The sequence below is a fragment of the Terrabacter sp. BE26 genome (assembly GCF_041941675.1).
Taxonomy (GTDB): Bacteria; Actinomycetota; Actinomycetes; order Actinomycetales; family Dermatophilaceae; genus Terrabacter.
On sequence record NZ_CP090122.1, the window covers coordinates 3,394,108 to 3,418,988 of the forward strand.

A 24,881-nucleotide genomic window follows, 5' to 3' on the forward strand; every position below is an offset into this window, starting at 1 on the left:
CTCCAGTGACCGGGACGTCACCGGGAGCGCGAAGGGTTCGGCATCGAGCCGTCCGCCGCCTGACCGGCCCGACGGGGGTGGTCGCCGCGGCGGGATCACCTCCATCCGGCCGGGATCACCGCGTCCGAGGGCTAGGGTCGCGGTCATGGGTAGCTGGTGGCTCGAGGCGATCGGCTGGGCCGGCTCCGCGGTGCTGGTGTGGTCGCTGCTGCAGACGCAGCTGCACCGGCTTCGGCTGTTCAACCTCGTCGGCTGCGTCGTGCTCATCGCCTACAACGCCGTCCTCCACGTGTGGCCCATGGTGGGGCTCAACGTGGTGCTGGCGGGGATCAACGTCTTCCACCTCGTCCGGATGGCCCGGGAGAAGCACGACGCCGGCGCCTACGAGGTGCTCGAGGTCGCCGGCGACGACACGTACCTGCGGCACGTGCTCCGCGTGCACGAGAGCGACATCCGGCGCTACAACCCGCAGTTCGTCCACGACCCGTTCGCCGGCGCCCTGTCCTACCTCGTGCTGCGGGGCGACGAGACCGTCGGCGTCGTCCTGATGCGCGACCTCGGGCACGGCACCGCCCAGCTGCTGCTGGACTGGGTGACGCCCCGCCATCGTGACCTGACGCCGGGGGAGTTCATCTTCGGGCCCGACGGGCCGTTCCGGTCGCGCGGCTTCCGCCGGGTCCTGACCCCGCCCGCCATGGTGGAGCCGTACTACGAGAAGCTCGGCTTCCGTCGGTCGGGCGACGCCTACGTCCTCTGACCCGTCGAGCTATGCGACCGCATACGCCACGTGCCTTGGACGGCGCCGGCAGAGCTGGTGATCCGGCGCACCCTTCGCCGCCGACGGGGGAGCCGGCTCCTACGCTGGAGGTAGGGAGCCGTGTAGGCCCGCCGCACGGCGGCCCGTGAAGGAGCGGTGAGCACCATGACCGCGAACCAGGTCCCGTCCGAACCCCGACACGGCAGCCCGGACCCCACGGTCGACCGGGTCGTCCCGGAGGAGGACCTCCTCAGGGACAGAGCGCTGGGTCGGCTCAAGAAGAAGGCCGACTTCCGGGTGCACCTGCTGATCTACGTGCTCGTCAACGGCATGTTGGTCCTGATCTGGGCCATGACGGGTGCGAGCTTCTTCTGGCCCGCCTTCATCCTCGCCGGATGGGGCATCGGCCTGGTGGCCAACGCCGTCGACGCCTACGTGGTGGACACGCCCACCGAGAAGCAGGTCACCGAGGAGATGGAGCGGCTGCGGCGTCGCTGAGGCGACGCTACGGCCGGTCGGACACGTCGTGCGGCGCTGCCGTCGGGCCGGCGCTCCCGGGGGTTCGGGATGAGGCGGCCGGCTGCGCCGGCTCGGCCGGTTCCGCACGCCCGGCCAGTGCGATGCAGCCACCGAGCGTGACGACGAACGCCACGGCAGCCAGCGGTTCACGCCCAGCCACGACGCGGTCACCGAGTGCCATCAGGCCCACCAGAGCCGGCACGACCGTCTCGGTCGCGAACGTCAGCGCGGCGACCGTCGTGACCCGGCCCCGGCTGAGGGCGAGGGCGTAGGCGACGGTCGCCAGGGCAGCGTGCGCGAGCAGGGCCCACGCCGTGCCGTTGGTGAGCAGCTGCCAGAGCGGCGACGGGATCTCCAGCAGCCGTGCTGCGACCCCGACACCACCGAAGCCAAGTCCTGCGGCGACGCTGAGCAGGACCGCGGCGAGACGCCGGTCGGGGGTGCGCAGGCCCAGCGCCACGAGGGCGGCGACGAGGAGAGCAGCGGCGAGGAGCCACCAGGCAGCGTCGGCAGGGGGCTGCGCCGCGGGTCCCGACGCCGCGGCGAGGGCAAGCCCCGCCAGTCCGGCCGCCACGGCGACCAGCGCGACGACCTCGACGGCGCCGAGCCGGACGTGGAGCACCAGCACCGACAGGACGGCGGTCACCGCGACCGACGAGGCGACCGCGGACTCGACGAGGAAGAGCGGCAGCGTGCGCAGTGCGGCCACGGAGGCGAGGAAGCCGAGCCCGTCGAGGGCCAGCCCCACGGCATACGGCCACGCGGCGCGGGCGCGACGCAGGAAGGGGGCACCGGCCGGCAGGGTGGTGGCCCGGCGGACGCCGATCGCCTGGAGCACGGTCGCCGCACCGTAGGCGAGCGCGGCGAGGAGCGCACCGAGCAGTCCGGGGCCCATGCGGCTCAGCCGGCCACGGGGACGGTGCCGGTCACGGCCGCGACACCCGGGGCTGCCGAGACCTCGTCGCCGAGCAGGGTCAGACGGCCCGCTGGCACTTGCTCATGAAGCGGTCGGGGTCGACCACGGCGCGGTGGATCTCGCCCTTGGCGATCTCCTCGCCGTCCGCGTCCTGGACGGTGACGTGGCAGACGAGGCGGCGTCCGTCGTTGATCGGCTCGGCGCACAGCACGGTAACGGTCGAGCCGACCGCGCTGCCCTTCACGTGCTCGACCCTCACCATCGTGCCGACGGTGGTGTGGTCGTCGTCGATGTTCTGCTTGCAGACCTGGAACGCAGCGTTCTCGCACCACGTGATCAGACGGGGAGTGGCGAGGACGTCGAGGTCGCCGCTGCCGACGTGGGCGGAGGTGTCGTCGGCGGAGACCGTGTGCTGAAACTTGCGCATGGGCATCTGCCGAGTCTGGCAGACATCGGCGCAGGCGCCGACTCGTCTCACCGCGGGGGTGAGCCGGCTCACTCGGATGGCCGCAACGGGCGCGTCCACGAGCCTCGTGACGCGCTGCGCTAACCTTGGCCGCATGGCTGGACTGCTGCTCCTTCCGCAGCCGCGTTGACGAAGGTCGGGACTCCCGACATCAACGCGGCTTCCCCTCCTGTGTGAGGGGTTTTCTTTTGCCCAGACGAGCAGCGACGAAAGAGAAGACGATGAGCGAGCAGACGAACGAGACCCCGTTCCGCTACACCGCCGCGATGGCGCAGCAGATCGAGACCGCCTGGCAGGACCGGTGGGAGGAGGAGGGCACGTTCGACGCCCCCAACCCCGCCGGGCCGTGGGCCGAGCCCGAGAAGGTCGCCGCCCGCGGCGAGAAGCTCGTCGTCCTCGACATGTTCCCCTACCCCTCCGGCGTCGGCCTGCACGTCGGCCACCCGCTCGGCTACATCGCCACCGACGTCTACAGCCGCTTCCACCGGATGCTCGGCAAGAACGTCCTGCACGCCCTCGGCTACGACGCCTTCGGCCTGCCGGCAGAGCAGTACGCGGTCCAGACCGGGCAGCACCCTCGGAAGACCACCGAGGAGAACATGACGAACATGAAGCGCCAGCTGCGCCGGCTGGGGCTCGGCTTCGACAACCGCCGCACGTTCGCGACGATCGACGACGACTACTACCGCTGGACGCAGTGGATCTTCCTGCAGATCTGGGACTCCTGGTACGACCCCGAGGCGGTCCGCGAGGACGGCGGCCGTGGCAGGGCGCGCCCGATTCGCGAGCTCGTCGAGGAGTTCGAGTCCGGCCGCCGCGCGCTCGTCGACGCCGAGGGGCGCGGCTGGGCCGACCTGTCGGCGACCCAGCGAGCCCGGGTGCTCGAGGGGCACCGCCTCGCCTACACCGACGAGGCGCCGGTCAACTGGTGCCCCGGCCTGGGCACCGTGCTCTCCAACGAGGAGGTCACCAACGAGGGCCGCTCCGAGCGCGGCAACTTCCCCGTCTTCCGGCGCAACCTGAGCCAGTGGAAGATGCGCATCACCGCGTACGCCGACCGCCTGGCTGACGACCTCGACCGGGTCGACTGGCCCGAGAAGGTCAAGGTCATGCAGCGCAACTGGATCGGCCGGTCCAAGGGTGCCCGGATCACCTTCCCGGTCGTCACGGGCACGGGCGCGGAGGACGGCATCGACGTCTTCACCACGCGACCCGACACGATCTTCGGCGCGACCTTCATGGTCATCGCCCCGGAGCACCCGCTCGTCGACGAGCTGGTCCCCTCGGACGGCTGGCCCGAGGGCACCAAGGACGCCTGGAAGGGGGCGGACGCCGACGCGGCCGGCTCCCCGAAGGAGGCCGTGGCGGCATACCAGCTAGCGGCCTCGCGCAAGGGTGACGTCGAGCGGCAGACGGAGGGCAAGGACAAGACCGGCGTCTTCACCGGATCGTGGGCCACGAACCCCGTGTCGGGAGAGCGCATCCCGGTCTTCGTCGCCGACTACGTCCTGATGGGCTACGGCACCGGCGCGATCATGGCCGTGCCCGGGCAGGACACCCGCGACTGGGAGTTCGCGGAGAAGTTCGACATCCCGATCGTCCGCACCGTGCAGCCGGCCGAGGGGCACCCCGACGACGAGCCGTTCCTCGGCGACGGCGTCGCGGTCAACAGCTCCAACGAGCGGGTCTCGCTCGACGGGCTTCACGTCGCCGACGCCAAGGCCAAGATCATCGACTTCCTCGAGGCGGCGGCCATCGGCGAGGGCACGATCAGCTACCGCATCCGCGACTGGCTCTTCAGCCGCCAGCGCTACTGGGGCGAGCCGTTCCCGATCATGTTCGACGAGGACGGGGTCGCGTATGCCGTCCCGGACGACGAGCTGCCACTGACCCTTCCCGACGTGCCGGACTACAGCCCGAAGACGTTCGACCCGGACGACGCCCAGAGCAGCCCCGAGCCGCCGCTCTCGCGCGTCCCCGAGTGGGTCGAGGTCGAGAAGGACCTCGGCGACGGCCGCGGCCTGCGCAGGTTCCGCCGCGAGACGAACACGATGCCCAACTGGGCCGGCTCGTGCTGGTACTACCTGCGCTACCTCGACCCGGCGAACCACGAGGCGTTCGTCGACCCCGCAAACGAGGCCTACTGGCTGGCGCGGCACGACACCCCGGTCGAGGGCGCCCCGCCGGGCACCCGCGACCCGGGCGGCGTCGACCTCTACGTCGGCGGCGTCGAGCACGCCGTGCTGCACCTGCTCTACGCCCGCTTCTGGCACAAGGTCCTCTTCGACCTCGGCCACCTGCGCAGCGAGGAGCCGTTCCGGAAGTACTTCTCGCAGGGCTACATCCAGGCCTACGCCTACACCGACAGCCGCGGGCAGTACGTCCCCGCTGCCGAGGTCGAGGAGCACCCGGGCAGCCAGGGCGGCGAGCCGACGTTCACGTGGCAGGGCCAGGAGGTGGGCCGCGAGTACGGCAAGATCGGCAAGTCGCTGAAGAACTCCGTCAGCCCGGACGAGATGTACGACGCCTACGGTGCCGACACCTTCCGCGTCTACGAGATGTCGATGGGGCCGCTCGAGCTGTCCAAGCCGTGGGAGATCCGCGCGGTCGTCGGCAGCCAGCGCTTCCTGCAGCGTCTGTGGCGCAACGTGATCGACGAGGCGACCGGCGAGGTGCGGGTCGTCGACGTGCCGCTCGACCAGGCGCTGACGACGCAGCTGCACCAGACCATCGCCGGCGTGCGCGAGGACTTCGAGGGCCTGCGCTTCAACACCGCGATCGCCAAGCTCATCGAGCTCAACAACGCCGTGACCAAGCTCGATGCGCCGCCGCGCGAGGTCGTCGAGGCCATGGTGCTGATGCTCGCGCCCGTCGCCCCGCACATCGCCGAGGAGATGTGGCAGCGGCTCGGCCACGACGGTGGGGTGGCGTATGCCGCCTTCCCCGTCAGCGACCCCACCAAGATCGTGCTGGAGCAGGTCACCTGCGTCATCCAGATCAAGGGCAAGGTCCGCGACCGGGTCGAGGTCAGCCCCGACATCTCCGAGGACGAGCTGCGCGAGCTGGCGCTCGGGCGCGACAAGGTCAAGGCCGCCACCGAGGGCGGGGTGCGCACCGTCATCGTGCGCGCCCCCAAGCTCGTCAACGTCGTCCCGCTCTGAGGTCCGCCGTCACCGGCGCGGGTCCGGCTCCAGGGCGAGCCGGGTCCGCGCCGGTAGGTTGAGGCACGACAGGGTGCCCGGGGACGGAAGGAGCGGGACGTGACGGTGCGGATCGTGACGGACTCGACGGCATACCTGCCGGGCGAGCTGCTGCGCACACACGCGATCGAGGTCGTCCCGCTCCACGTCGTCGTCGGCGGTGGGGACCACGTCGAGGGGCACGACATCACCGCTGCGCAGGTCGCTGCCGCGTTGCGCGACTACACGATCGTGACGACCTCGCGCCCGACGCCGACGGTCTTCGCCGAGACCTACCAGCGCCTCGCCGACGAGGGTGCGACCGCGATCGTGTCGATCCACCTCTCGTCGCAGATGTCCGGGACCGTCGAGGCCGCGCGGCTCGCGGCGGCCGACGCGCCGGTGCCGGTCGAGGTCGTCGACAGCGAGACCATCGGCATGGCCATGGGGTTCGCCGTCGTCGCCGCCGCGGAGGAGGCGGCGGCGGGCGCGGACGTCCCGGCGGTGCTAGAGGTCGTGCGCGAGCGGCTCGGCCCGTCCGGCGTGCTCTTCTACGTCGACACCCTCGAGCACCTCCGGCGAGGTGGCCGCATCGGCGCGGCGTCGGCGCTGCTCGGCTCGGCGCTGTCGATCAAGCCGATCCTCGCCGTGCGGGGCGGACGGATCGTGCCGGTGGAGAAGGTGCGCACGTCGTCGCGCGCGGTGGCCCGCATCGAGGCCATGGTGGTCGACCACGTCGCCCAGGGCGGCCACGCCGTCGACCTCGCCGTGCACCACCTGGACGCGGCGGCCCGCGCCGACGAGATCGCCTCGCAGCTGCGCACCATGGTGCCCGGCAGCCCGACCGTCCTCGTCGTCGAGCTCGGCGCCGTCGTCGGGGCCCACGTCGGGCCGGGGACCGTCGCGATCGCCGTGTCCCCGCGTCCGGGCGAGCCGCTCGACGCCCCGCACGGGGAGGTCGCCGGGTCGTGACCGCGGGGACCGTGTTCGGGTGGACCGCCCTGGTGGTGGCCGCCTTCCTCGTCGGATCGGTCAACCCGGCGACGATCATCGCGCGCCTGCTCGGCAAGGACCTCGCCGCGTCCGGCTCCGGCAACCCGGGCGCCACGAACGCCGGTCGGGTGCTCGGGCGCAAGTGGGGCATCGTCGTCGGGGTCCTCGACGTCCTGAAGGGGCTCGTCCCCACCTTCGTCGCGGGCCACCTCTTCGGGGCCCACGCGGCCTACGCCGTCGGCATCGCGGCCGTGCTCGGGCACATCTGGTCGCCCTTCCTCAAGGGGCGCGGCGGCAAGGGCGTCGCGACGACGCTCGGGGCGATCCTCGGAGTGCACCCGTGGGTCGCACTGGTCGTCGTCGTGGTCTTCGCCGTGGCCGTCGCCCTCACCCGCTGGGTCGCGGCCGGGTCGATCTTCGGCTCGCTGGCGATGCTCGTCGTCGCGGTGCTCATCTGGACCGGCCACGCGCCCGGTGACGTGTGGACCGGCCTGTGGCTCACGGCGATCGGGCTGCTCGTCCTCGCCCGCCACAAGAACAACGTCATCGGCTGGTGGCGCCAGCGGCACCTCGCCGGCTCCTGACGCGAGGGCCCGGCTCAGCGGTCCCCGGTGAGCGCCTCGACCGCGGCACGGGTGCCGGCCGCGCGCGGCTCGCCGAGCCGTTCGCGGATCTCGAGCGCAGCCTCGAACGCGAGGATGGCGTCGTCGGCCCGCTCGGTGTCGACGAGGAACCGCCCAAGGTGGTGGAGCGTGTGGTGCTCGAGCACCTCGTCCCCGGACGTCCGGGCCACGGTCAGGGCCTCGACGAAGTGCGGCTCGGCGTCGGCGGGGAGGTCGGCGTAGTGCTCGGCCGTCGCGAGGACCAGCAGGGCCCAGCCGAGGGTCTCGGCACGCCCCGCCTCGCGGGCCAGCGCGACGGCCGGGGCGGCGAGGGCCACGGCCTCGGGCTCGCGGTGCGCCACGGTCAGGGCCTCGGCGAGGTCGACGGTCGCGTCGAGGACGTCGGGCGCGTCGGGCTGGCCCGGGTCGGCGTCGACCGCCGACACGAGGGCGTCCCGGGCCTCGGCGATCGCCGCGTCGTTCTCGTCACGGCTCCTTGTGAACCGGCCGAAGTGCCGGACGCCGAGAACGAAGTGGGTGTCGTTCATGTCCGCACGCTACCCGCCACCCGGCATACGGCCGGCGTCAGAAGACGATGGTGCGGTGGCCGGAGAGGAAGACCCGGGACTCGGCGTGGTCGCGCACCGCCCGGGAGAGCACCCGCCGCTCGACGTCGCGACCGATCGCCACGAGCCGCTCCGGGGACTCCGCGTGGGTGACACGCACGACGTCCTGCTCGATGATCGGGCCCTCGTCGAGGTCGGCCGTCACGTAGTGCGCGGAGGCGCCGATCAGCTTGACCCCGCGGTCGTGCGCCTGGTGGTAGGGCTTGGCGCCCTTGAAGCCCGGCAGGAACGAGTGGTGGATGTTGATGGCCCGACCCTCGAGCGCCCTGCAGAGGTGGTCGCTGAGGATCTGCATGTAGCGGGCCAGGACGACCAGGCCGGCGTCGGTCGTGTCGACCATCCGCAGCAGCTCTGCCTCGGCGTCGGCCTTGGTCCCGGGTGTGACGGGGATGACGGTGAACGGCAGGCCGTAGTACTCGACGAGCCCGCGGCAGTCCTCGTGGTTGCTGACGACGCCGACGATGTCGATGGGCAGGTCGCCGGACTTCCAGCGGTGGAGCAGGTCGAGCAGGCAGTGGTCGAACTTGCTGACGAGGATGATCGTGCGGCAGTGCTCGTCCTCGGGCCGCGCCGCGAGGTGGTGGTGCGAGATCGCGGGGCTGCACCGGACGGCCTCGAGCACCTGCTCGACCTCGTGCGGCTCGGCGTCGAAGACGGTGCGCATGAAGAACAGGTCGGTGTCCTCGTCGGAGTACTGCTGGTTCTCGACGATGTTGGCCGAAGCGGCGAGCAGCGCCGCCGACACGGCGGCGACGATGCCGGGCCGGTCGTCGCAGGTGAGGGTCATGATGTGCCGGGCCATTGGGGCAGTCTGGACCAGCAGACGGCGTGGGGGTGAATCGACGCGCGAGCAGTCTCGCAGTCTGGCCGTCCACATCCCCTGCGCGTCCGGACGGGTTGTCCCCAGCTGGGGCCGAGGCGGCGGGACGGGGCGGCCGGCTTCCTACCGTCGGGGTATGCCGTTCCGACCCGCCCAGCGACCGCCGGACCTCGAGCGGGTGGCTCGGGTCCTCGGCGCCGGCCCTGCCCCTGCCGGGAGACCGCGTGCGCGGTTCGGCGAGGTGGAGCCGGGCTCGGCCGACCCTTCGGGACCGGCAGTCCTGCCGGGGGTCGACCAGGAGTCGGAGCCGCCTGGCGGCTGGGTCCCGTCTGCACCGGACGGTGCCCGTTCCTCGACCTGCTCGTCGAACGGGACCGCCGGTGCAGGTTCGCCGGCCGGCCAGCTGGGGTCTGTACTCCGTCGGCTGACCGAGCAGGCCACCGAGGACGAGGTGTCGCAGCTCGATGCCGACCTTCGCCGGGCCCGTCGCCCCGGGGTGCTCACGGTCCCGGACGAGCTGCTCGCAGGACGACGGGGCTTCAGCAGCGCCGCCATCGTGTCGATGCTCGCCCTCGTGGTGGCGGTGGGCTGCGCCTTCGTCCTGCGGGTCCTGTGGGCCGAACGATCCGCCTCCGCCTCCGAGCATCCCGCAGCGGGAGCAGCCTCCGTCCAGGTCGTCGGCGGGACGGCGGGAGCCGCCACGGTCCGCGGATCGGGGCCGACGCGAACGCCGCCCGCTGGGGCAGGTGACCCGACGACCGGAGCCCCCTCGCGGGACGGGCGGGCCGGCGCCGGTGACTTCGCCGGGACGGCCGGCGCGGCGCAGCCGGGTGGATCGGTCGTCGTGGTCCACGTCGTCGGGCAGGTGAACCGCCCGGGCCTCGTGCAGCTGCGTCAGGGCGCCCGCGTCGCCGACGCCATCACGGCGGCGGGAGGCACCCGACGCGGCGCCGACGTCTCCGTCCTCAACCTGGCGCGTCTCGTGCAGGACGGTGAGCAGATCCGGGTCCCGAAGCCGGGGGAGACGCTCGTGGCGGCACCCGGTTCCGGGACGTCAGGGGGCGCCGCTTCCGGCGCCTCGGGCGGGGCCGCAGCTGCAGGCGCCCCGGTCAGCCTCAATGCCGCCGATGCGGCCGCCCTCGACGCCCTCCCGGGTGTCGGCCCGGTGCTGGCCCAGCGGATCGTCGACTGGCGCACCGAGCACGGTCGGTTCACGTCCGTCGACGAGCTCGGCGAGGTGAGCGGCATCGGCGACAAGCTGATGGTGCAACTGAGGCCGAAGGTGACGCTGTGACGTGCACACCGGGCCCGCCGCCGGAGCGTGAGCAGGCTCCGCGCGGGCCGTCCCTCGTCGTCCTCACCGGCCGGGAGACGATCCGCCGGGTCCGGCCGCGCGCCTCTCAGCGGCTCGACCTGCGGCTGCTTCTTCCCGTCGTGATCGCCTGGCCGATCGTGGCCTTCGTCGGCCTGGTCGCGCCGGTCTGGCTCGTCGCGAGCGGCGCGGTGCTGGCGCTCGCGGTCGGCACCCTCGCCGGGACGGCGAGTGCCGGGGCCCGGCCCGGGCACCGCCGCGCCGCGCAGCCTCGAGACCCGGGCGTCCGCCGCGGCGGGGGTCGGCGCCGGAGCCGCAGGGTTCCTGCTGGGGCCTCGCCCGGACTGCGGTCCGTCGCAGCAGTCTGCGCCGTCGTTGCCCTGCTGCTGGGCGCGGCCGCCGGTCACCGCACGGTCAGGTCCGCCGGCCCGCTGGGCGACCTCGCCTCGGAGCGGGCCGTGGCCACGGTCCGAGCCGTCGTCGCTGCCGCGCCGCGGCCCGTGCACGAACCAGGCCGTGCAGGCGCGGCGGACGCGCCCGCGGGATCGCAGGTGACGGTGGTTCGGCTCGACGTCACGGAGCTGGTCGCGCGCGGCCGGGCCTCCGCGGTGGCGAGCCCGGTGCTCGTGATCGGACGGGGACCGCAGTGGTCGGCGCTGCACTGGCAGGAGGAGGTGGAAGCCGTGGTCCGCCTGGGGCCCGCGGAACCCGGCGACGACGTCGTCGCCGTGGCGACCCCGAAGGGCGGTCTGCGGGTCGTCGGTCGCCCGGGCGGGGTCTTCGCGGCCGCCGATGCCGTCCGGGCGCGGTTCCGCGCCGCCACCGAGCAGCTCTGGCCGGATGCACGCGGACTCGTGCCCGCCCTGGTGGTCGGCGACACGTCGCGAACTCCTCCGGACCTCGAGGCCGCGATGCTGCAGACGGGGCTCAGCCACCTCAGCGCGGTGTCCGGGAGCAACGTGACGTTCGTCCTCGCCGCCGTCATGTGGCTTTGCAGCCTCGTGGGGCTCTCCCGGCGATGGCGTCCGCCGGTTGCCGCGGTGGCGCTGGTCGCGTTCGTGGTCCTTGCTCGTCCGGAGCCGAGCGTCGTACGGGCCGCCGTCATGGGTCTCGTCGGCCTGCTCGCGCTGTCGACGTCCCGCCGACGGGCCGGCATTCCGGCGCTCGCCGGCGCGGTCGTCGTGCTGCTGGTGTGGGACCCCTGGCTCTCCCGCTCCTACGGGTTCGCGCTCTCGACCGTCGCCACGCTCGGCCTGCTGGTCCTCGCCCGGCCGTGGGGCCTGGCGGTCGCTCGCCGGCTGCCCGGGCGGCTGAAGCCGTTGGGGCCGGTTCTCGCCATCCCCGTTGCCGCTCAGGCGGTCTGCGCCCCGCTCGTCGTGCCGCTCCAGGGCAGCGTCTCGCTCGTGGCCGTCCTCGCGAACCTGCTGGCCGCACCCTTCGTGGCCCCCACGACCGTGGTCGGCGTCGCCGTCTCCGTCGTCGCGGTTGTCTGGGTCACCGGAGCCGGTTGGCTCGCCTGGGCGGCGGCGCTCCCGGCCCAGGCGATCGCCGCGGTGGCCCGATGGTGCGCCGGCCTTCCCTTCGGGAGCATCCACTGGGGAGACTCGGCCGCAGCGGCGGTCCTGCTCGCGGTGCTCACCGTGGCGGGCATCCTCACAGCGCCGTGGGCCTGGCACCGGACGAGGCATCGTCCGACCGTGGCCGTCGCCATCGTGGTCCTTGCCTCCGGTCTGGGCGCGCCGACCTCGACGGTCGCGTGGCCTCCGCCCGGCTGGGCGCTCATCGCCTGTGACGTTGGTCAGGGCGACGGCCTCGTGGCTGACAACGGCGGCGGGCACGTCGTCGTCATCGACACCGGACCCGAGCCGGAGCCGATGAGGGCCTGTCTCGACCGCATCGGGGTGGCAGTCGTCGACCTGGTGGTGCTCACCCACTTCCACGCCGACCATGTCGGTGGACTGGCTGCCGTTCTCGAGAGGCCGGTCGCCGAGATCCGGGCCTCGCCCGTGCTCGACCCACCGGCCGAGGCGGCCCGGGTGTCGCGCCTCGCGGCCGCCCGACGCATACCTCTCGGCGAGCTCCGTGCCGGTGAGGAGCTCACCGTGGGCAGCATCAGCGCGGACGTGTGGTGGCCCGCGCGGCGCATCGACGCCGGATCGGTACCCAACAACGCCTCCGTCGTGCTGACGATGCACGTGCGCGGCGTCACCGTCCTGCTCGCAGGTGACATCGAGCGGGAGGCGGCCGGACAGCTGCTCCACGAGACGCAGCTGGACCCGCAGCGTTGGGGGAGGATCGACGTCCTCAAGGTGGCCCACCATGGGTCGAGCAACCGGGACGACCGGCTCCTCGACCGGGTCGACGGTCGGCTCGCCCTCATCAGCGTCGGGAAGGGCAACGACTACGGACACCCCGCGGCGGCGACGATGAAAGCCTTGCAGGACAGGGGCTTCCAGGTGCACCGCACCGACCTCGAGGGCGACGTGGCCGTCGTGGCCGACGGCGGGGACATTCGGGCCGTCTCCCGGTGAGGGGCCGGCGACGGATCCTCGTCGAGGTGGGCCTTCAGGCCGGGTTGGTCGGTTGGGACGGATCCACGGGCGCCTCCTCGGGACCTGCCGGGGCACGCTTCACGGGGCCGGCGTCCGCGTCGCCGTCGCCGTCGCCGTCGGCTTCGGTACGGCTGCTGCTGTCCGCGAGCTCGAAGTCGGAGAAGTCGAAGCCCGGGGAGACGAGGCAGCTGACCAGAGCGTCCGAGCGGGTCGGCACCGTGCGCTGCCACACGTGTGCCGGCACCACCGCCTGGCCCACCTCACCCGACGCCAGGTCGACGCCGACGGTGACCCTCTGGTCCGCGCCGGCCACCCGCGGCTCCGCGTCGTCACCACCGAGCTCCAGGACGACCGAGCCGGTATGAGCGAGCCAGACCTCGTCGAAGGCGACGCGGTGCCAGGCGGACGAGTCACCGGCAGGCAGCAGGAAGTGGATGAGCGTCGCGGTCGCGCGCCGGCGACCGTCGGGCAGCGTCACCGTCTCGGGCGACACCCACGTCTGCCGGTACCACCCGCCCTCGGGGTGTGGCTGCAGGTCGAGCAGGTCGGCAAGAGGTGGGCGCATGACGACCATCATCGCCGAGCCGCTCGAAGCCGGCTCGAGGCATGCTCAGTCCTGTCCTGCGGTCGGCTTCCCGGTCGGCTCCTGCGCCGGGGCCGCGGGCTTCGGTGGCCACGGGAAGAACCCACTCGTGCGTCGCACGTAGTCGGCGTAGGCGGGACGACGGTCGCCGATGTCCTTCTCCAGCAGCTTCTTGCCGGTGCCGGCGTACAGGTTCCAGACCATCACGGCGGGCGACAGGATCGTCAGCACACCCGGCCAGGCGCTCGCCGCCACGAGGAAGACTCCCGTCCAGACGCACGCGTCCCCGAAGTAGTTCGGGTGGCGGGTGTACCTCCACAGGCCGGTGTCGAGCACCCTGCCCCGGTTGGACGCGTCACCCCGGAAGCGCGTCAGCTGCAGGTCGCCGACCGCCTCGAAGAACAGGCCCACCGCCCAGACGAGGACCCCGAGCCAGACCACCCATCGCACACCGCCCTCGACGAACATCGCCATCTGCACCGGGAGGGAGACGAACCACATGACGAGGCCCTGCGGGAGGTAGATGTGCACGAGGGCGTACGCGTTCGGGTTGCCCTCGGCGCGCGCCAGCATCGCCGCGTAGCGCGGGTCCTCGCCCTTGCCGCGTGACCTGCTCCAGATGTGCGTGGCCAGGCGCAGGCCCCACAGGGCCGTCAGCGCGAGCGCCGGCCACCGGTGCAGCCCGTCGCCGTGGCCCGCGCTGCTCACGAACGCCGTCGCCGCCACCGCCACGAAGCCCAGACCCCACGTGACGTCGATGACGGCCTGCTTGCCCACGCGGAGCGCGACCGCAAACGTCACCACGAGGACCACCACGACGGTCAGGGCCGTGAGCAGCAGGGTGCGGCCGAAGGCGCCACCGTCCCAGCCCACGAGCTGCGCGGCGGGACCTGCAACCGTGCCGGAGATGGGGATGGCGAGGGGGGAACCGGCAGGTGGCAGCGTCGCCCACGCGGACGACACGGTGGTCACCAGGCCCGCACGGGCGGCATACCGCTGCGGCCGTCGGCCGTCGGCTTCACGGCGAGGATCTGGTCCACGCCCATGCGGCCCTCCTCGAAGGCGAGGGCCCCACCGACGAGGTAGAGGCGCCACACGCGTGCGACCTCTTCGCCCACCATGGCGATGACCCGGTCCCAGTTCGCCTCGAAGGTGTCGTACCAGGCGTTGACCGTCCGGACGTAGTGCTCGCGCATGGCGTGCACGTCGCGGACCTCCAGGCCCGCCCCCTCGATGAGGGCGACGGTCTCACCGACCGGGCGCATGTGCATGTCGGGCGCGATGAACGCCTCGATGAAGGGGCCGCCGCCCGGTCGTGTCGTGCGGGACATCTGCTGGATCAGGGCCCTGCCTCCCGGTCGGAGCAGGCGGTGGATCTGTCCGGTGAACGCGGGGTAGTGCCGCTGCCCCACGTGCTCGCCCATCTCGATGGAGGAGATCGTGTCGAAGGGGCCGTCGGGCACCTCCCGGTAGTCCTGCAGCCGGATCTCGACCAGGTCCTGCAGCCCGCGCTCGCGGACCCGCTCGTCGACGAAGGTCTTCTGCTCGCTCGAGATGGTGACCCCGACGACCCGGGCGCCGAACTCCTCGGCGGCGTGCAGGGACAGGGAGCCCCACCCGCAGCCGATGTCGAGGTGTCGGCCACCGGGCTCGATGCCGAGCTTGCGGCAGACGAGGTCGAGCTTGTCGCGCTGCGCGTCCTCGACCGTGTAGTCGGCAGCCGCGCTCGTCCAGTAGCCGCACGAGTAGGCCATGTGCTGGTCGAGGATGAGGGCGTAGAAGTCGTTGGAGAGGTTGTAGTGGTGCTCGATGGCGCTGCGGTCGCGGCTCTTCGTGTGCAGGCGGCCGCGCAGTCGCGCCTGCGACACGGGCGGCTCCGGCGGGAGGCCGACGACGCCGAGGTCGAACGCCGTGCGGATGCCGTTCTTCGCGGCCGCGGCGAGAGTCCCGGCCGAGGGACGTCCACCGGAGAGGTGGCGCGCGCTGGACCACACTCGGCGGAACCCGTCGAGCAGGTCTCCCTCGACGTCGAGCTCGCCCGTGACGTACGCCTGGGCGAGCCCGAGCTCGCCGGGGTGGCGCAGCAGCCGCCGCAGGGCGGCCGGGTCGCGCAGCACCACGGTGGGCGCGTCGGCCGGTCCGGCGACGGTCCCGTCCCACGCCTTGAGGCGGACCGGCAGCCGGCCGCCGAAGAGGGGCTCCACGACCGCCGCGAGCCTGGGCGCGATCCCGGTGGGGCGCGAGGGCGACTGCGTGGTCGCGGCTGGCAGGTCGGGACGGTCGTCGGTCAGGGTCATCGCGGTGGCCTCTCGTTGGGGTCGACTCGAAGAGTTCGGTGCCGTGCCCGTTCCGGATGGGTGCAGTCCGCTTCGTGCCTGCTCAGGCAGACACGCCGACGGCAGCCTCACGCCGACCGTCACCGGCCGCCACCAGCCCGTCGGGGCCGAGCACGGCCGCACCCACGCCGCCGAAGTACATGTGTGGACCCGGGAACTCATGGGACGCAAGGCCGCTCGCCTGGACCGCTGCAGCGATCGCGTCGGACGGCTCGTGCTCGACGCACGGCGACCCGTCGTCCATGAACCGCACGTGCAGGCGCGGTGCATCGATGGAGTGCTGCAGGTCGTCCCCCAGCAGCAGGCCCCGACCGAGCACCTGCATGAGCGCGGTCGTGATCCGGTCTGCGCCGGGCGACCCCACGGCGAGGGCGGCACCGGTGGTGCGACGGCCTGTCGTCGGTGCCATGTTGGACGCGAGCCGTGTGCCGGGTGGGACGGAGTGCAACCCCAACCGGTTGAGCTCGGGCTCCCCGAGGGCGTTGTTGAGCAGGATGCCGGTGCCGGGAATCACCATGCCGGCGCCGTAGCCCGCGGACATCGTGATGGCACAGGCGCTCCCGTGCTCGTCCACCGCTGACACATGTGCCGTCGATGCCGAGGTGGGCAGCCCTGCGAGCCCGTGCCGCTCGACCGCCTCGAGCAGGGAGTGCCCGTCCGCATCGAGGTCGCGCGAGCGGTCGTGGACCGACAGTCGGTAGGCGAGGACGCGGCGTTGGATGTCGATGACCTCGGGCCAGGCCCAGTGCTCGTACCTGGCCAGCTGCCCGAGCATCGCCGCGAGCATGGGACCACCGACGGACGGTGGTGGGTTGAGCGCGACCTGCCACGAGCCCAGCGTGCGCACGGTGGGTGTGCGCACGACCGGCTCGTAGGCCTTCAGGTCGGCCTGGGTCACGAGACCGCCGTTCGCCGCCATGTCGTCGACGAGCACGCGCCCCACTGCTCCAGTGGTGAAGAGCGAGACGCCCTGTGTGGCAAGCAGATCGAGGATGTCCGCGAGGTCCGGGTTGAGCGACGTCTCTCCCGGCTCGAGCGGCCCGCCGTGCGCGCCCGTCACGAGCGCGTATGCCTCGGGGTCGGCTCCGAAGAGGACGTCGCGGACGAGTGCGAGGTAGAGCGCGGCGGACGCGCCGATGCGATAGCCCTCGCGGCAGGCAAGCGCCGAAGGTTCGACGAGCCGGCTCCAGGGCAGGCGCCCGAAGCGGTCCCGAGCGAGCGAGAGCGCCTGCAGGGCACCGGGGTTCGCCACCGAGCCATGGCCGGCGCCGATGGTGATGCCGCCCCCGTAGGCGGTGGTCACCTCGCGAACGCCCTTGCCGAAGGCCGACCCGTCGAGACCGCGGCCCGGCATCTCCACGTTCCCGTCGATGACGACGGGCTCGGACCCGGCAGGCCAGACGTTGACGAAGGCGCCGGCCATGAGGCTCACGATCCCGGGTTCCGTGCTCATGGCGGCGAGGGCCGCCGCGATCGCTGCATCGACGGCGTTGCCGCCCTCTGCTGCGGCCTCGAGGCCGGCGTCCAGGGCCGTCGAGCTCGGCGTGGCCAGGGCGACCCGAGTCATGAGGTCGTGCGACCGGTCGAGTGGTACTCCGGGTTCGGCACGAAGCCCAGCGCGGACGAGACCCGGTTGGTGAGGTTGAACATGCCGACCACCTGCACGAGCTCGAGCAGCTGGTGGTCGTCGAGACCCGCCGCGCGCAGGGGCTCGAGGTCCGACTCGGTGACCTCGGCCGGATGCCGGGTGAGCTTCTCGGCATAGGAGGCCATCGCGTACTCACGCTCGGGCAGTCCCGCCTGGCGCCAGTTGGAGGCCACGAGGTCTGCGGTCACGGCGTCGCCGGTGTACTCGCGCAGTGCCGAGCCGTGGCTGACCTCGCAGTACGTGCACCGGTTGACGCTGCTCACCACGACCGCGAGCAGCTCGCGGTCGGCGTTGCTGAGGTGCCCCTCCTTGTTGACCAGGAGGTTGAAGTAGCCCCACCACGCCTGAAACTGCTCACCGTTGAGGGCTTGGGCCCGAAAGACGTTGGGCACGAAGCCGAGGGCCTCCTCCGACTTGTCCCAGAGCCGGCTCACGCCTTCGGGAACGTCGTCGCGTCCGGGCACGGGCAGGTAGGAGATGCGTTCACGGTCACCCATGAGCACACCGTATGCCGGGTGGTGGCCGTCCGCTCCTCCGTGCCGGCTGTGTGCGGCGAGGCTGCGCCCCGACGCGTCAGGCGGTCGCGCCGGCGAGGCGGGCCGGCGAGATGCGCGGGTCGGCGCCGGCCGCCTCGCACAGAGCGTCGAGCGCCGCGGCCACCGCAGGAACGCGCTGCAGGTCCGGCGTCGTGACGGCCAGGATCTGGCGCCGCGAGGCGGGGGAGAGGGGCAGGGTCGCGACCTCCTCGTGCTTGGCCGCGTTGAGGATGAGGTCAGGCACCAGGGCCACTCCGAGACCGGCGGTGACGAGGCCGAGCTGGGCGACGTAGTCCTCGGTCTCGAAGGCGACGTTGGGTCGGAACCCGGCGCCGTCGGCGAGGGAGAGCAGGTGGCCGCGACACCGGGGACACCCGGCGATCCACTCCTCGTCGGCGAAGTCGCTGAGGGTGGCCGCCGCGTCACCGGCGTGGGGGTGGCTGCCGGGGACGACGAGGCGCACCTCGTCGTCCATGAGGCGCCGGGTCACGAGCAGTGACAGGTCCTCCTCCAGCTCGCCGAGCCCGCCGCCCTCGTAGGCGAAGGCGACGGCGACGTCGCAGTCGCCGCCCCGCAGCGCCGCCAGCGACTCGGGCGGCTCGGCCTCGGTGAAGGTGACGGTGATGTCGGGGTAGCGCGCCTTGAGGATCGCCAGGGTCCGCGGCACGAGGGTCGCCGACGAGCTCGGGAACGCCTGCAGTCGCACCCGGCCGGCGCGGAGTCCGGCGATCGCCGTGATCTCCTCCTCGGCGGCGTCGAGGGCCGCCAGAACGCCGACGGCGTGCCGGGCGAGCACCTGCCCGGCCTCGGTGAGGCGCACCTGCCGGCCGTAGCGCTCGACGAGCACCGTGCCGGTGCGCTGCTCGAGGCGGCGAACCATCTGCGAGATGGCCGGCTGGGTGAAGCCCAGCGCGTTGGCGGCGCTGGTGAAGCTCCCCTCGTCGGCAATGGCCTTCATGACCCTCAGGCCGGCAGCGTCGATCATGGATGAAGCATAACCGACCGTTATGGTCTCGTGGGGATCTCGCGGCTCAGGCGCGGGCCACCGTGCGACGTAGGCTTGCCGCGTGCAGCAGCCGAACGGCATACCCCCGCAGTCCTTCGCGACGACCCGGCTCTCCACGACGCGCACCCTGCCGCTCGAGACCCACGACCTCGGCACCTTCGACGACCTCGTCGACCTCGTCAGCGGCGGCGGTGTCGTCGTGCTCTCGGGCGCCGGCCTGTCCACGGAGTCCGGCATCCCCGACTACCGCGGACCCGACGGGACGCGCAGGGTCGAGCCGATGACGTACGGCGAGTTCGCACGCTCCGGCGAGGCCCGGCGACGGTACTGGGCTCGCAGCTACATCGGCTGGCAGCGCTTCAACGCGGCCGAGCCCAACGACGGCCACCGCGTGGTGACGGACCTCCAGCGGGCCGGCTACGTCGGGCCGATCATCACGCAGAACGTCGACGGGCTGCACCAGGCGTCCGGAGCGGTCGACGTGGTCGAGCTCCACGGCTCGCTCGACCGGGCGGTGTGCCTGACCTGCGGCGAGTACACGTCTCGGATCGGCCTGCACGAGCGCATGGCCGAGGCGAACCCGGGGTTCACGGACCGCTTCGCCCAGGCCGCCGCGACGGTGGGCTCCCAGTGGGGCGAGCAGGTGCGACCCGACGGTGACATCGTCCTTGCCGACGCCCTCGTCCAGACCTTCCATGCGCCGCGGTGCCTCGTGTGCGGCCGCGACACGGTCAAGCCCGACGTGGTCTTCTTCGGCGAGTCGGTGCCCAAGGCCCTGGTCGAGCGGTGCTTCTCACTCGTGGAGGGGGCAGGGGCGGTCCTGGTGCTCGGCTCCTCGCTGTCGGTCATGAGCGGCTACCGGTTCGTTCGTCGGGCGCACCAGCGTCAGGTGCCCGTGGCGATCGTGACGCGCTCGGCCACTCGCGGTGACGGCGAGGCCACCCTGCGTCTGCATGCGCCGCTCGGGGTCACCCTGCGGAAGCTGCGGAGCGCCCTGGGTCACTGAACCAGTCGCGTCCCCGGGTCGCGTCACCGGGTCGCAGCACCGGGTCGCATCACCGGGCGATCGGACCGACGGCCCGGGCCTCCGGGCCTGAGGTGTCCCGCAGGTCCCACAGCTCCTTGGTCTGCACCCCCCAGTACGTGCCGAAGAGGAGTATCACGATGACCTCGGCGACCAGCACGAGGTGGCCGAACCCGGTGCGGCCGGCGGCGGTGACCACGGCCGCGAGGAGTGCCACGGCGAGCGCGACTGCCAGTGCGATGTAGACCTTCTTGTAGACGCTGCCGCGGCTGCCGTCACGGCCGACGTGTCTCGCTTCGGCGCCCAGCGCGCTCAGCACCATGACGGCGATGACGCCGGCCACCATGGTGGCGGCTGCGATGCCGTGGCTGAGGGCGATGAACCGGTCGCGCAGGACGAGGAAGAGGACGAGCTCGGCCAGCACGACCGTGCCGCAGACGATGCTGACCACGACCGAGCGCGCGCTGCGTGGCCGCGTAGGCGCGCCCGCCCCCCTGACCCTCCCGAGCCAGGCGACGACTGCCGCGCCGACGACGGCCACCACGAGCAGCGACCACACGTTGTTGCGCACCGCTGCCGCGATCTCCGGGGCCGTCTGGGCGTATGCGTTGGGCCCGCACCGGTCGTCGGGCGCGGTGGGGACCAGGGCGACGACGAAGGCCATCAGGCCGGAGAAGTCGAGGAGCACGTCCTCCTCTGGGGAGTGCCCCTTGTAGGCGATGAGGTTGGCACCGAGAGCACAGAGGGCGCCGACGAAGACGCCACGCGCAGGCGTGTAGTAGTAGGCGCTGATCGAACCGAGCCAGCAGGAGTGCCCGGTCTCCCACCACCACTGGTAGCCGACCGACAGCAGCAGCATGAGCAGCAGCGCGATCATCGCCCCCCGCAGGTAGCGGTAGGTCAGCACGACGTCGGGGGTCCGCTGCTGCGCCATCGGCACTGTCCGCCTTCGTCGAGTCGGGGTGCTCGGGTGTGCTCGGGGGTTCGCTCAGATGCGGCGCAGGACCGCGGTGACCTTGCCGAGGATCGTGGCGTGGTCGCCGTCGATGGGGGAGAAGTCCGGGTTGTGCGGCATCAGCCACACGTGGCCGTCCTTGCGCTTGAACGTCTTGACGGTCGCCTCGTTGTCGAGCATGGCGGCCACGACATCACCGTTGTCGGCGTGCTTCTGCTGGCGCACCACGACCCAGTCACCGTCGCAGATGGCGGCCTCGACCATGGAGTCGCCGGTGACCTTGAGCAGGAACAGCTCCCCTTCGCCGACCAGCTGTCGGGGCAGCGGGAAGACGTCTTCGACGACCTGCTCAGCGGTGATCGGCACCCCTGCGGCGATCTGGCCGAGCACCGGCACGTAGGAGGCCTCCGGTCGTGCGTCGCCCGAGTCGGTCTCGGTGTCGTACTGGTCCCCGCGTGGGCGGATCGGCTCGACGGAGCCGCCGCGGTAGCCGAGCTCCTCGGCCTTGGCGTCCGGGGAGACGACCTCGAGGGCGCGGGGACGGTTGGGGTCGCGCCGCAGGTAGCCCTTGGCGACGAGCGCGTTGAGCTGGTGCGAGACGCTGGAAGGGCTCGCCAGGCCGACGGCGTCGCCGATCTCACGCATGCTCGGCGGGTAGCCGCGACGGTCGACGGAGTTGCGGATGACCTCGAGCACGCGCCGCTGACGGACGGTGAGGCCGTCGCCGGTCTCGCGGTCGGGAAGCTCGGTCACGCCCATGGTGTCCCCTTCGTCGGCTCGTCAGGCCGCGCGTGACGCCGGCGTGGAGAGGCCAGTGTCAGTGGTGGCTGGTGAGGTCTGTGGTGTGAGGAAAGACTACGAGGTTCGAACACAGTTGCCAAACACCTGTTCGAGGCGTGTCTCGACTTCGTCGAACAGACGTGCTACAACTCGTACAGACGTTCTATCGAACACATGTTCGCCAGTTCTGGAGCAAGGGGAGGTCACCATGAGCGCAATCGTCCTCGAGGCCGTTCGCGAGCCGCGCGCGGAGCGGACGGGCAGGCAGTCGTCGACAGCGCGGCCGCACCTCGTCCTCGTGCGCACCGCGCCTGACGCGGCGCGCCGGGGCCGTGCAGCGCAGCAGTCCTCGCCTCGGTCCCCGATGCGGCTGACCAGGTTCGGCCGTCTCGTGCGCACGCTCCTGGTCGCGAGTGTCGTCGCGCTGCTCGGCGTGGGCCTGGCAGGCCAGCTGGCGTCGGCGACTGGCGACCCCCGGACGGTCACGGTGCAGTCCGGCCAGACCCTCTCCGGCATCGCGGCCCGCGAGCTGCCCGAGCTGCCGGTCGCCGACGGCGTCGTGCAGCTCCAGGTCGCCAACAGTCTCAGCACCTCCCAGGTTCACGCCGGGCAGCAGCTGGTCATCCCCGCCCACTGACCCGACATCTCATTGGTCCCATGAGCCGCTGTCGCGCCACCGCGCGCCATGCATGCGGCTCACTGATCGGCCGCGTTGGCTCCACCTCCAGCGGCTGGCGGTAGCGGCGCTTCGACCCCGCCGCACCCGCCCCCGAACGCCGTATCCCACCCAGGGGTGCGGCGTTTCGGGTTGCCGCCGTCTCTTCGGGGCACCTCTTCGGCGGCACCTGGTCGACTGCATCTCGTCGACTGGTCGATCCTGAGCGGCGACCCTACGGGCCGGCTCAGTCCCGTCCGCCGCCTCCGTCGGTGCCGGCGGCGGTGACATCGGCAGGAAGCTCGAACCACACGCTGCAGCCCGGGCCTTCGACGGTCCCGATGCCGATGGCGCCGCCGTGAGCCTCGATGATGCGCTTGACGGTGGCCAGTCCGATGCCGCTGCCCTGGACCGAGGTCTCGATTCGGTTGAAGAGCTCGAAGACCTTTTTCCGGTCCGCCTCCGCGATACCGATGCCGTTGTCCTGCACGGTGATACGCCAGCTGCCCGGGCGTTGCTCGGCGGAGACCGCCACGCGCGGTGCGATCTGGGGGCGCGCGTACTTCACGGCGTTGGACACCAGGTTGAGCAGCACCGAGTAGAGCTGCTGCCGATCCACGATCAGGACGGGCAGCCGGTCGGAGGTCACCGTCGCACCGCTCGCGCGCAGGGCCGGTTCCAGGTCCTCGAGCGCCGAGGCCAGCACCTCGTCCACGTCGGTCCGGCTGCGCCGCAGCTCGGCGCCCACGAGCGCGTAGGCGAGGATCTCCTCGATCATCCCCGCCATCCGGCCGGCGGCGCGATGAGCCGTCGTGACAAGGCGCTGGGCCCACTCGTCGGCCCGCACCGAGTCCTCCTGACCGAGCAGCTCCGTGCTGGCCATGATCGCGGTCAGTGGCGTGCGCAGGTCGTGGCTCACCTGCCCGGCGAAGACCGAGAGCGCCTCGTTGGATCGGCGCAGCTCCTCCTGCGCCTGTGTCAGCGCCTCCAGCGAGTCCTGCAACCGACGGGTGCGCAGGCGCAGCTCCAGGACGTCCACCACGCGTTCGGCGACAGCCGACAGTGACTGCTCCTGAGCTGCGTCGAGATGCCGCGGGGTGGCGTCGAAGACGCACAGGCGGCCGATGATGACGCCATCAGGAGTGGTGAGCGGCGCCGACGCGTAGAAGCGGACGTCGCCGAGGACGCCCGTGACGAAGGGGTTGTGCCGGAATCGCGCGTCGAGGCTGGCGTCGGGCACGACGACCCGGTCGGCGTGCTCGAGCACCGCCGCGCACATCGAGTCCTCGCGCGCGCAGATCGAGGGGTCGAAGCCCGTCGTCGCGATCTGCTGCTGGTGTGTGGCCGTGATCAGGTTGATCGCTGCACGAGGCACGTCGCAGACCTGTGCGGCGATGTCGACCAGTGCCTGCAGCTCGCGCTGCGGGGCGTTTCCGAGCACGTCGTACTCGTGCAGAGCCGCCTCGCGCCGCCGGGTCGCGGTCGACGGGGGTGCCTCTGATGTCCGGATTGTCACGGACGAAGCCTCCGACATCGGAATGCTCGACGCAAGGACCGGCCCGCACCGACGCGGGGTGCGTCGCTCACCGAGGGGCACACATGGGCGGGCCCACGCTTCACACGACCCCTAGATCTTGGGGTCGGCGGGCTCCGACACGCCGCTCCGCGTCGGCCCACATGGCTGTTTGTGCAGGTCAGCGGCGCGCCACGCCCATGCCTTCGGAACTGCTTGCGATCGGGGTCACACCGTGTCAGAGTTACCCCTACATCTAGTAGTTACACAGATGTAAGACATCCACATGTAGTCCCCAACTTTGACGGGTTACCCACAGGCCGTCCCCAGCGTCATCCCCAGGACATCCCCAGCCCGCCCCGGTCCCACGAACACCGGCGCGGCCTCGGCATCCCGCGGGACGGCATACGGGACGGCATACGGGACGGCGTGGACGCGTTGGACGGACTGGGAAGGGAAGGTGGCCACAGGTGCACTGTCCATTTTGTCGGCACACCGACTCGCGAGTCATCGACTCGCGCACCACTGACGACGGCGCCTGTATCCGCCGCCGTCGCCAGTGCCCCCAGTGCAACCGCCGCTTCACCACGCTCGAGACCTCGAGCCTCAACGTGATCAAGCGGTCGGGAGCCTCCGAGCCGTTCAGCCGGGCCAAGGTGCTCTCCGGTGTGCGCAAGGCATGCCAGGGACGGCCCGTCAGTGAGGACGACCTGGCCCTTCTCGCCCAGCAGGTCGAGGAGGCGATCCGGTCTCAGGGCAACGCCGAGATCGAGGCGCACGAGGTCGGCATGGCCGTCCTCGAGCCGCTCCGCGAGCTCGACGAGGTCGCCTACCTCAGGTTCGCCAGCGTCTACCAGGCGTGGGAGAGCCTTGAGGACTTCGAAGGAGCCATCGCGCTCCTTCGAGCCGAGCGCGCCGCGCTGGGGGAGGAGCCGGAGGCTTCCCCGCAGCGCGGGGAGCTCGACGCCCAGCGGTAACACCCTCCACCACACCGGCTCCACCTGGGGCCACCAGCAGGCAGCAGCAGGCATCCGGCGGGCTCGCGCTGTCGGTGCTCCACGCAAGACTCATTCCCAGCAGCAGATTCGGTCAGGGAGGCCGCA

The 24,881-nt window shown here is 72.0% G+C and carries 24 protein-coding genes; 10 read left to right on the plus strand and 14 right to left on the minus strand.

Going from position 1 to position 24,881, the window contains the following annotated elements:
- The first annotated feature begins 145 nt into the window (after positions 1-145).
- Together LQK93_RS15595 and LQK93_RS15600 are read left to right on the plus strand one after the other, a co-directional pair.
- Entirely contained in the window at positions 146-757 is a 612-nt protein-coding gene (locus LQK93_RS15595) for a hypothetical protein (protein WP_374968685.1), read from the plus strand.
- Between the two features lie 165 nt (positions 758-922).
- Entirely contained in the window at positions 923-1,255 is a 333-nt protein-coding gene (locus LQK93_RS15600) for a 2TM domain-containing protein (protein WP_374968686.1), read from the plus strand.
- A 7-nt stretch (positions 1,256-1,262) separates the two neighbouring features.
- Here the strand turns inward: LQK93_RS15600 and LQK93_RS15605 are convergent, their stop codons facing one another.
- Both LQK93_RS15605 and LQK93_RS15610 read right to left on the minus strand, forming a co-directional pair.
- Positions 1,263-2,171, minus strand: a complete 909-nt coding sequence (locus tag LQK93_RS15605; RefSeq protein WP_374968687.1) for a hypothetical protein — start codon at positions 2,169-2,171, stop codon at positions 1,263-1,265.
- Positions 2,172-2,250: 79 nt separating this feature from the next.
- Complete coding sequence (locus tag LQK93_RS15610; RefSeq protein ID WP_374968688.1) at positions 2,251-2,619, minus strand: thioesterase family protein; 369 nt, start codon at positions 2,617-2,619, stop codon at positions 2,251-2,253.
- Between the two features lie 260 nt (positions 2,620-2,879).
- Here LQK93_RS15610 and leuS point away from each other — a divergent pair, with 260 nt between their 5' ends.
- The 3 genes from leuS to plsY all read left to right on the plus strand — a co-directional run bounded on the left by leuS (position 2,880) and on the right by plsY (position 7,414).
- Positions 2,880-5,819, plus strand: coding sequence for a leucine--tRNA ligase (leuS, locus tag LQK93_RS15615; RefSeq protein WP_374968689.1), 2,940 nt, complete (start codon positions 2,880-2,882; stop codon positions 5,817-5,819).
- A 99-nt stretch (positions 5,820-5,918) separates the two neighbouring features.
- Positions 5,919-6,809 carry a DegV family protein gene (locus LQK93_RS15620; RefSeq protein ID WP_374968690.1) on the plus strand — a complete coding sequence of 297 codons (891 nt, stop codon included), beginning with the start codon at positions 5,919-5,921 and terminating at the stop codon, positions 6,807-6,809.
- The gene (plsY, locus tag LQK93_RS15625; protein WP_374968691.1) at positions 6,806-7,414 is read left to right on the plus strand and encodes a glycerol-3-phosphate 1-O-acyltransferase PlsY; all 609 of its coding nucleotides are present in this window, start codon (positions 6,806-6,808) and stop codon (positions 7,412-7,414) included. The genes LQK93_RS15620 and plsY overlap by 4 nt, the downstream gene beginning before the upstream one ends.
- A gap of 14 nt (positions 7,415-7,428) precedes the next feature.
- On the opposite strand, the gene LQK93_RS15630 is transcribed toward plsY, so the two are convergent.
- Together LQK93_RS15630 and purU are read right to left on the minus strand one after the other, a co-directional pair.
- Positions 7,429-7,980, minus strand: coding sequence for a tetratricopeptide repeat protein (locus LQK93_RS15630; RefSeq protein ID WP_374968692.1), 552 nt, complete (start codon positions 7,978-7,980; stop codon positions 7,429-7,431).
- Positions 7,981-8,017: 37 nt separating this feature from the next.
- Positions 8,018-8,860 (minus strand): formyltetrahydrofolate deformylase, encoded by an 843-nt coding sequence (gene purU, locus LQK93_RS15635; protein WP_374968693.1) that lies wholly within the window; start codon positions 8,858-8,860, stop codon positions 8,018-8,020.
- 469 nt (positions 8,861-9,329) lie between these two features.
- On the opposite strand from purU, the gene LQK93_RS15640 reads away from it, so the two are divergent.
- Together LQK93_RS15640 and LQK93_RS15645 are read left to right on the plus strand one after the other, a co-directional pair.
- On the plus strand, positions 9,330-10,172 hold the full coding sequence (locus LQK93_RS15640; RefSeq protein ID WP_374968694.1) for a helix-hairpin-helix domain-containing protein: 843 nt from the start codon (positions 9,330-9,332) through the stop codon (positions 10,170-10,172).
- Complete coding sequence (locus tag LQK93_RS15645) at positions 10,169-12,721, plus strand: ComEC/Rec2 family competence protein (protein WP_374968695.1); 2,553 nt, start codon at positions 10,169-10,171, stop codon at positions 12,719-12,721. The genes LQK93_RS15640 and LQK93_RS15645 overlap by 4 nt, the downstream gene beginning before the upstream one ends.
- 34 nt (positions 12,722-12,755) lie before the next feature.
- On the opposite strand, the gene LQK93_RS15650 is transcribed toward LQK93_RS15645, so the two are convergent.
- From LQK93_RS15650 to LQK93_RS15675, 6 genes are all read right to left on the minus strand, one after another.
- Complete coding sequence (locus LQK93_RS15650; RefSeq protein WP_374968696.1) at positions 12,756-13,307, minus strand: cupin domain-containing protein; 552 nt, start codon at positions 13,305-13,307, stop codon at positions 12,756-12,758.
- A 45-nt stretch (positions 13,308-13,352) separates the two neighbouring features.
- Positions 13,353-14,297 (minus strand): DUF1295 domain-containing protein, encoded by a 945-nt coding sequence (locus LQK93_RS15655; protein WP_374968697.1) that lies wholly within the window; start codon positions 14,295-14,297, stop codon positions 13,353-13,355.
- On the minus strand, positions 14,294-15,622 hold the full coding sequence (locus tag LQK93_RS15660) for a class I SAM-dependent methyltransferase (protein WP_374968698.1): 1,329 nt from the start codon (positions 15,620-15,622) through the stop codon (positions 14,294-14,296). The genes LQK93_RS15655 and LQK93_RS15660 overlap by 4 nt, the downstream gene beginning before the upstream one ends.
- A gap of 82 nt (positions 15,623-15,704) precedes the next feature.
- The gene (locus LQK93_RS15665) at positions 15,705-17,228 is read right to left on the minus strand and encodes a gamma-glutamyltransferase (protein WP_374968699.1); all 1,524 of its coding nucleotides are present in this window, start codon (positions 17,226-17,228) and stop codon (positions 15,705-15,707) included.
- Positions 17,225-17,806, minus strand: a complete 582-nt coding sequence (locus tag LQK93_RS15670) for a peroxidase-related enzyme (RefSeq protein ID WP_374968700.1) — start codon at positions 17,804-17,806, stop codon at positions 17,225-17,227. The genes LQK93_RS15665 and LQK93_RS15670 overlap by 4 nt, the downstream gene beginning before the upstream one ends.
- A 76-nt stretch (positions 17,807-17,882) precedes the next feature.
- On the minus strand, positions 17,883-18,830 hold the full coding sequence (locus LQK93_RS15675; RefSeq protein WP_374968701.1) for a LysR substrate-binding domain-containing protein: 948 nt from the start codon (positions 18,828-18,830) through the stop codon (positions 17,883-17,885).
- Positions 18,831-18,912: 82 nt separating this feature from the next.
- Here LQK93_RS15675 and LQK93_RS15680 point away from each other — a divergent pair, with 82 nt between their 5' ends.
- Complete coding sequence (locus tag LQK93_RS15680) at positions 18,913-19,857, plus strand: Sir2 family NAD-dependent protein deacetylase (RefSeq protein ID WP_374968702.1); 945 nt, start codon at positions 18,913-18,915, stop codon at positions 19,855-19,857.
- A gap of 49 nt (positions 19,858-19,906) precedes the next feature.
- Here the strand turns inward: LQK93_RS15680 and LQK93_RS15685 are convergent, their stop codons facing one another.
- Positions 19,907-20,809, minus strand: coding sequence for a hypothetical protein (locus LQK93_RS15685; RefSeq protein ID WP_374968703.1), 903 nt, complete (start codon positions 20,807-20,809; stop codon positions 19,907-19,909).
- 54 nt (positions 20,810-20,863) lie between these two features.
- Entirely contained in the window at positions 20,864-21,589 is a 726-nt protein-coding gene (gene lexA / locus LQK93_RS15690) for a transcriptional repressor LexA (protein WP_374968704.1), read from the minus strand.
- Positions 21,590-21,818: 229 nt separating this feature from the next.
- On the opposite strand from lexA, the gene LQK93_RS15695 reads away from it, so the two are divergent.
- Positions 21,819-22,247, plus strand: coding sequence for a LysM peptidoglycan-binding domain-containing protein (locus LQK93_RS15695; protein ID WP_374968705.1), 429 nt, complete (start codon positions 21,819-21,821; stop codon positions 22,245-22,247).
- 265 nt (positions 22,248-22,512) lie between these two features.
- Here the strand turns inward: LQK93_RS15695 and LQK93_RS15700 are convergent, their stop codons facing one another.
- Both LQK93_RS15700 and LQK93_RS15705 read right to left on the minus strand, forming a co-directional pair.
- Positions 22,513-23,781 (minus strand): ATP-binding protein, encoded by a 1,269-nt coding sequence (locus tag LQK93_RS15700; protein WP_374968706.1) that lies wholly within the window; start codon positions 23,779-23,781, stop codon positions 22,513-22,515.
- A gap of 306 nt (positions 23,782-24,087) precedes the next feature.
- On the minus strand, positions 24,088-24,246 hold the full coding sequence (locus tag LQK93_RS15705; protein ID WP_374968707.1) for a hypothetical protein: 159 nt from the start codon (positions 24,244-24,246) through the stop codon (positions 24,088-24,090).
- A gap of 2 nt (positions 24,247-24,248) precedes the next feature.
- Between LQK93_RS15705 and nrdR the strand changes: the two genes are divergently transcribed.
- Positions 24,249-24,755, plus strand: coding sequence for a transcriptional regulator NrdR (gene nrdR, locus LQK93_RS15710; RefSeq protein ID WP_374968708.1), 507 nt, complete (start codon positions 24,249-24,251; stop codon positions 24,753-24,755).
- Positions 24,756-24,881 lie beyond the last annotated feature (126 nt).

What these genes read in the sequence shown, in the direction of transcription:
- LQK93_RS15630 (WP_374968692.1), bottom strand. Translation starts at nt 7,980, where the DNA reads ATGAACGACACCCACTTCGTTCTCGGCGTCCGGCACTTCGGCCGGTTC.
- LQK93_RS15610 (WP_374968688.1), bottom strand. Translation starts at nt 2,619, where the DNA reads ATGCGCAAGTTTCAGCACACGGTCTCCGCCGACGACACCTCCGCCCAC.
- LQK93_RS15685 (WP_374968703.1), bottom strand. Translation starts at nt 20,809, where the DNA reads ATGGCGCAGCAGCGGACCCCCGACGTCGTGCTGACCTACCGCTACCTG.
- leuS (WP_374968689.1), top strand. Translation starts at nt 2,880, where the DNA reads ATGAGCGAGCAGACGAACGAGACCCCGTTCCGCTACACCGCCGCGATG.
- LQK93_RS15695 (WP_374968705.1), top strand. Translation starts at nt 21,819, where the DNA reads ATGAGCGCAATCGTCCTCGAGGCCGTTCGCGAGCCGCGCGCGGAGCGG.
- LQK93_RS15650 (WP_374968696.1), bottom strand. Translation starts at nt 13,307, where the DNA reads ATGCGCCCACCTCTTGCCGACCTGCTCGACCTGCAGCCACACCCCGAG.
- LQK93_RS15595 (WP_374968685.1), top strand. Translation starts at nt 146, where the DNA reads ATGGGTAGCTGGTGGCTCGAGGCGATCGGCTGGGCCGGCTCCGCGGTG.
- LQK93_RS15670 (WP_374968700.1), bottom strand. Translation starts at nt 17,806, where the DNA reads ATGGGTGACCGTGAACGCATCTCCTACCTGCCCGTGCCCGGACGCGAC.
- LQK93_RS15665 (WP_374968699.1), bottom strand. Translation starts at nt 17,228, where the DNA reads ATGACTCGGGTCGCCCTGGCCACGCCGAGCTCGACGGCCCTGGACGCC.
- purU (WP_374968693.1), bottom strand. Translation starts at nt 8,860, where the DNA reads ATGGCCCGGCACATCATGACCCTCACCTGCGACGACCGGCCCGGCATC.
- LQK93_RS15675 (WP_374968701.1), bottom strand. Translation starts at nt 18,830, where the DNA reads ATGATCGACGCTGCCGGCCTGAGGGTCATGAAGGCCATTGCCGACGAG.
- LQK93_RS15605 (WP_374968687.1), bottom strand. Translation starts at nt 2,171, where the DNA reads ATGGGCCCCGGACTGCTCGGTGCGCTCCTCGCCGCGCTCGCCTACGGT.
- LQK93_RS15600 (WP_374968686.1), top strand. Translation starts at nt 923, where the DNA reads ATGACCGCGAACCAGGTCCCGTCCGAACCCCGACACGGCAGCCCGGAC.
- LQK93_RS15660 (WP_374968698.1), bottom strand. Translation starts at nt 15,622, where the DNA reads ATGACCCTGACCGACGACCGTCCCGACCTGCCAGCCGCGACCACGCAG.
- lexA (WP_374968704.1), bottom strand. Translation starts at nt 21,589, where the DNA reads ATGGGCGTGACCGAGCTTCCCGACCGCGAGACCGGCGACGGCCTCACC.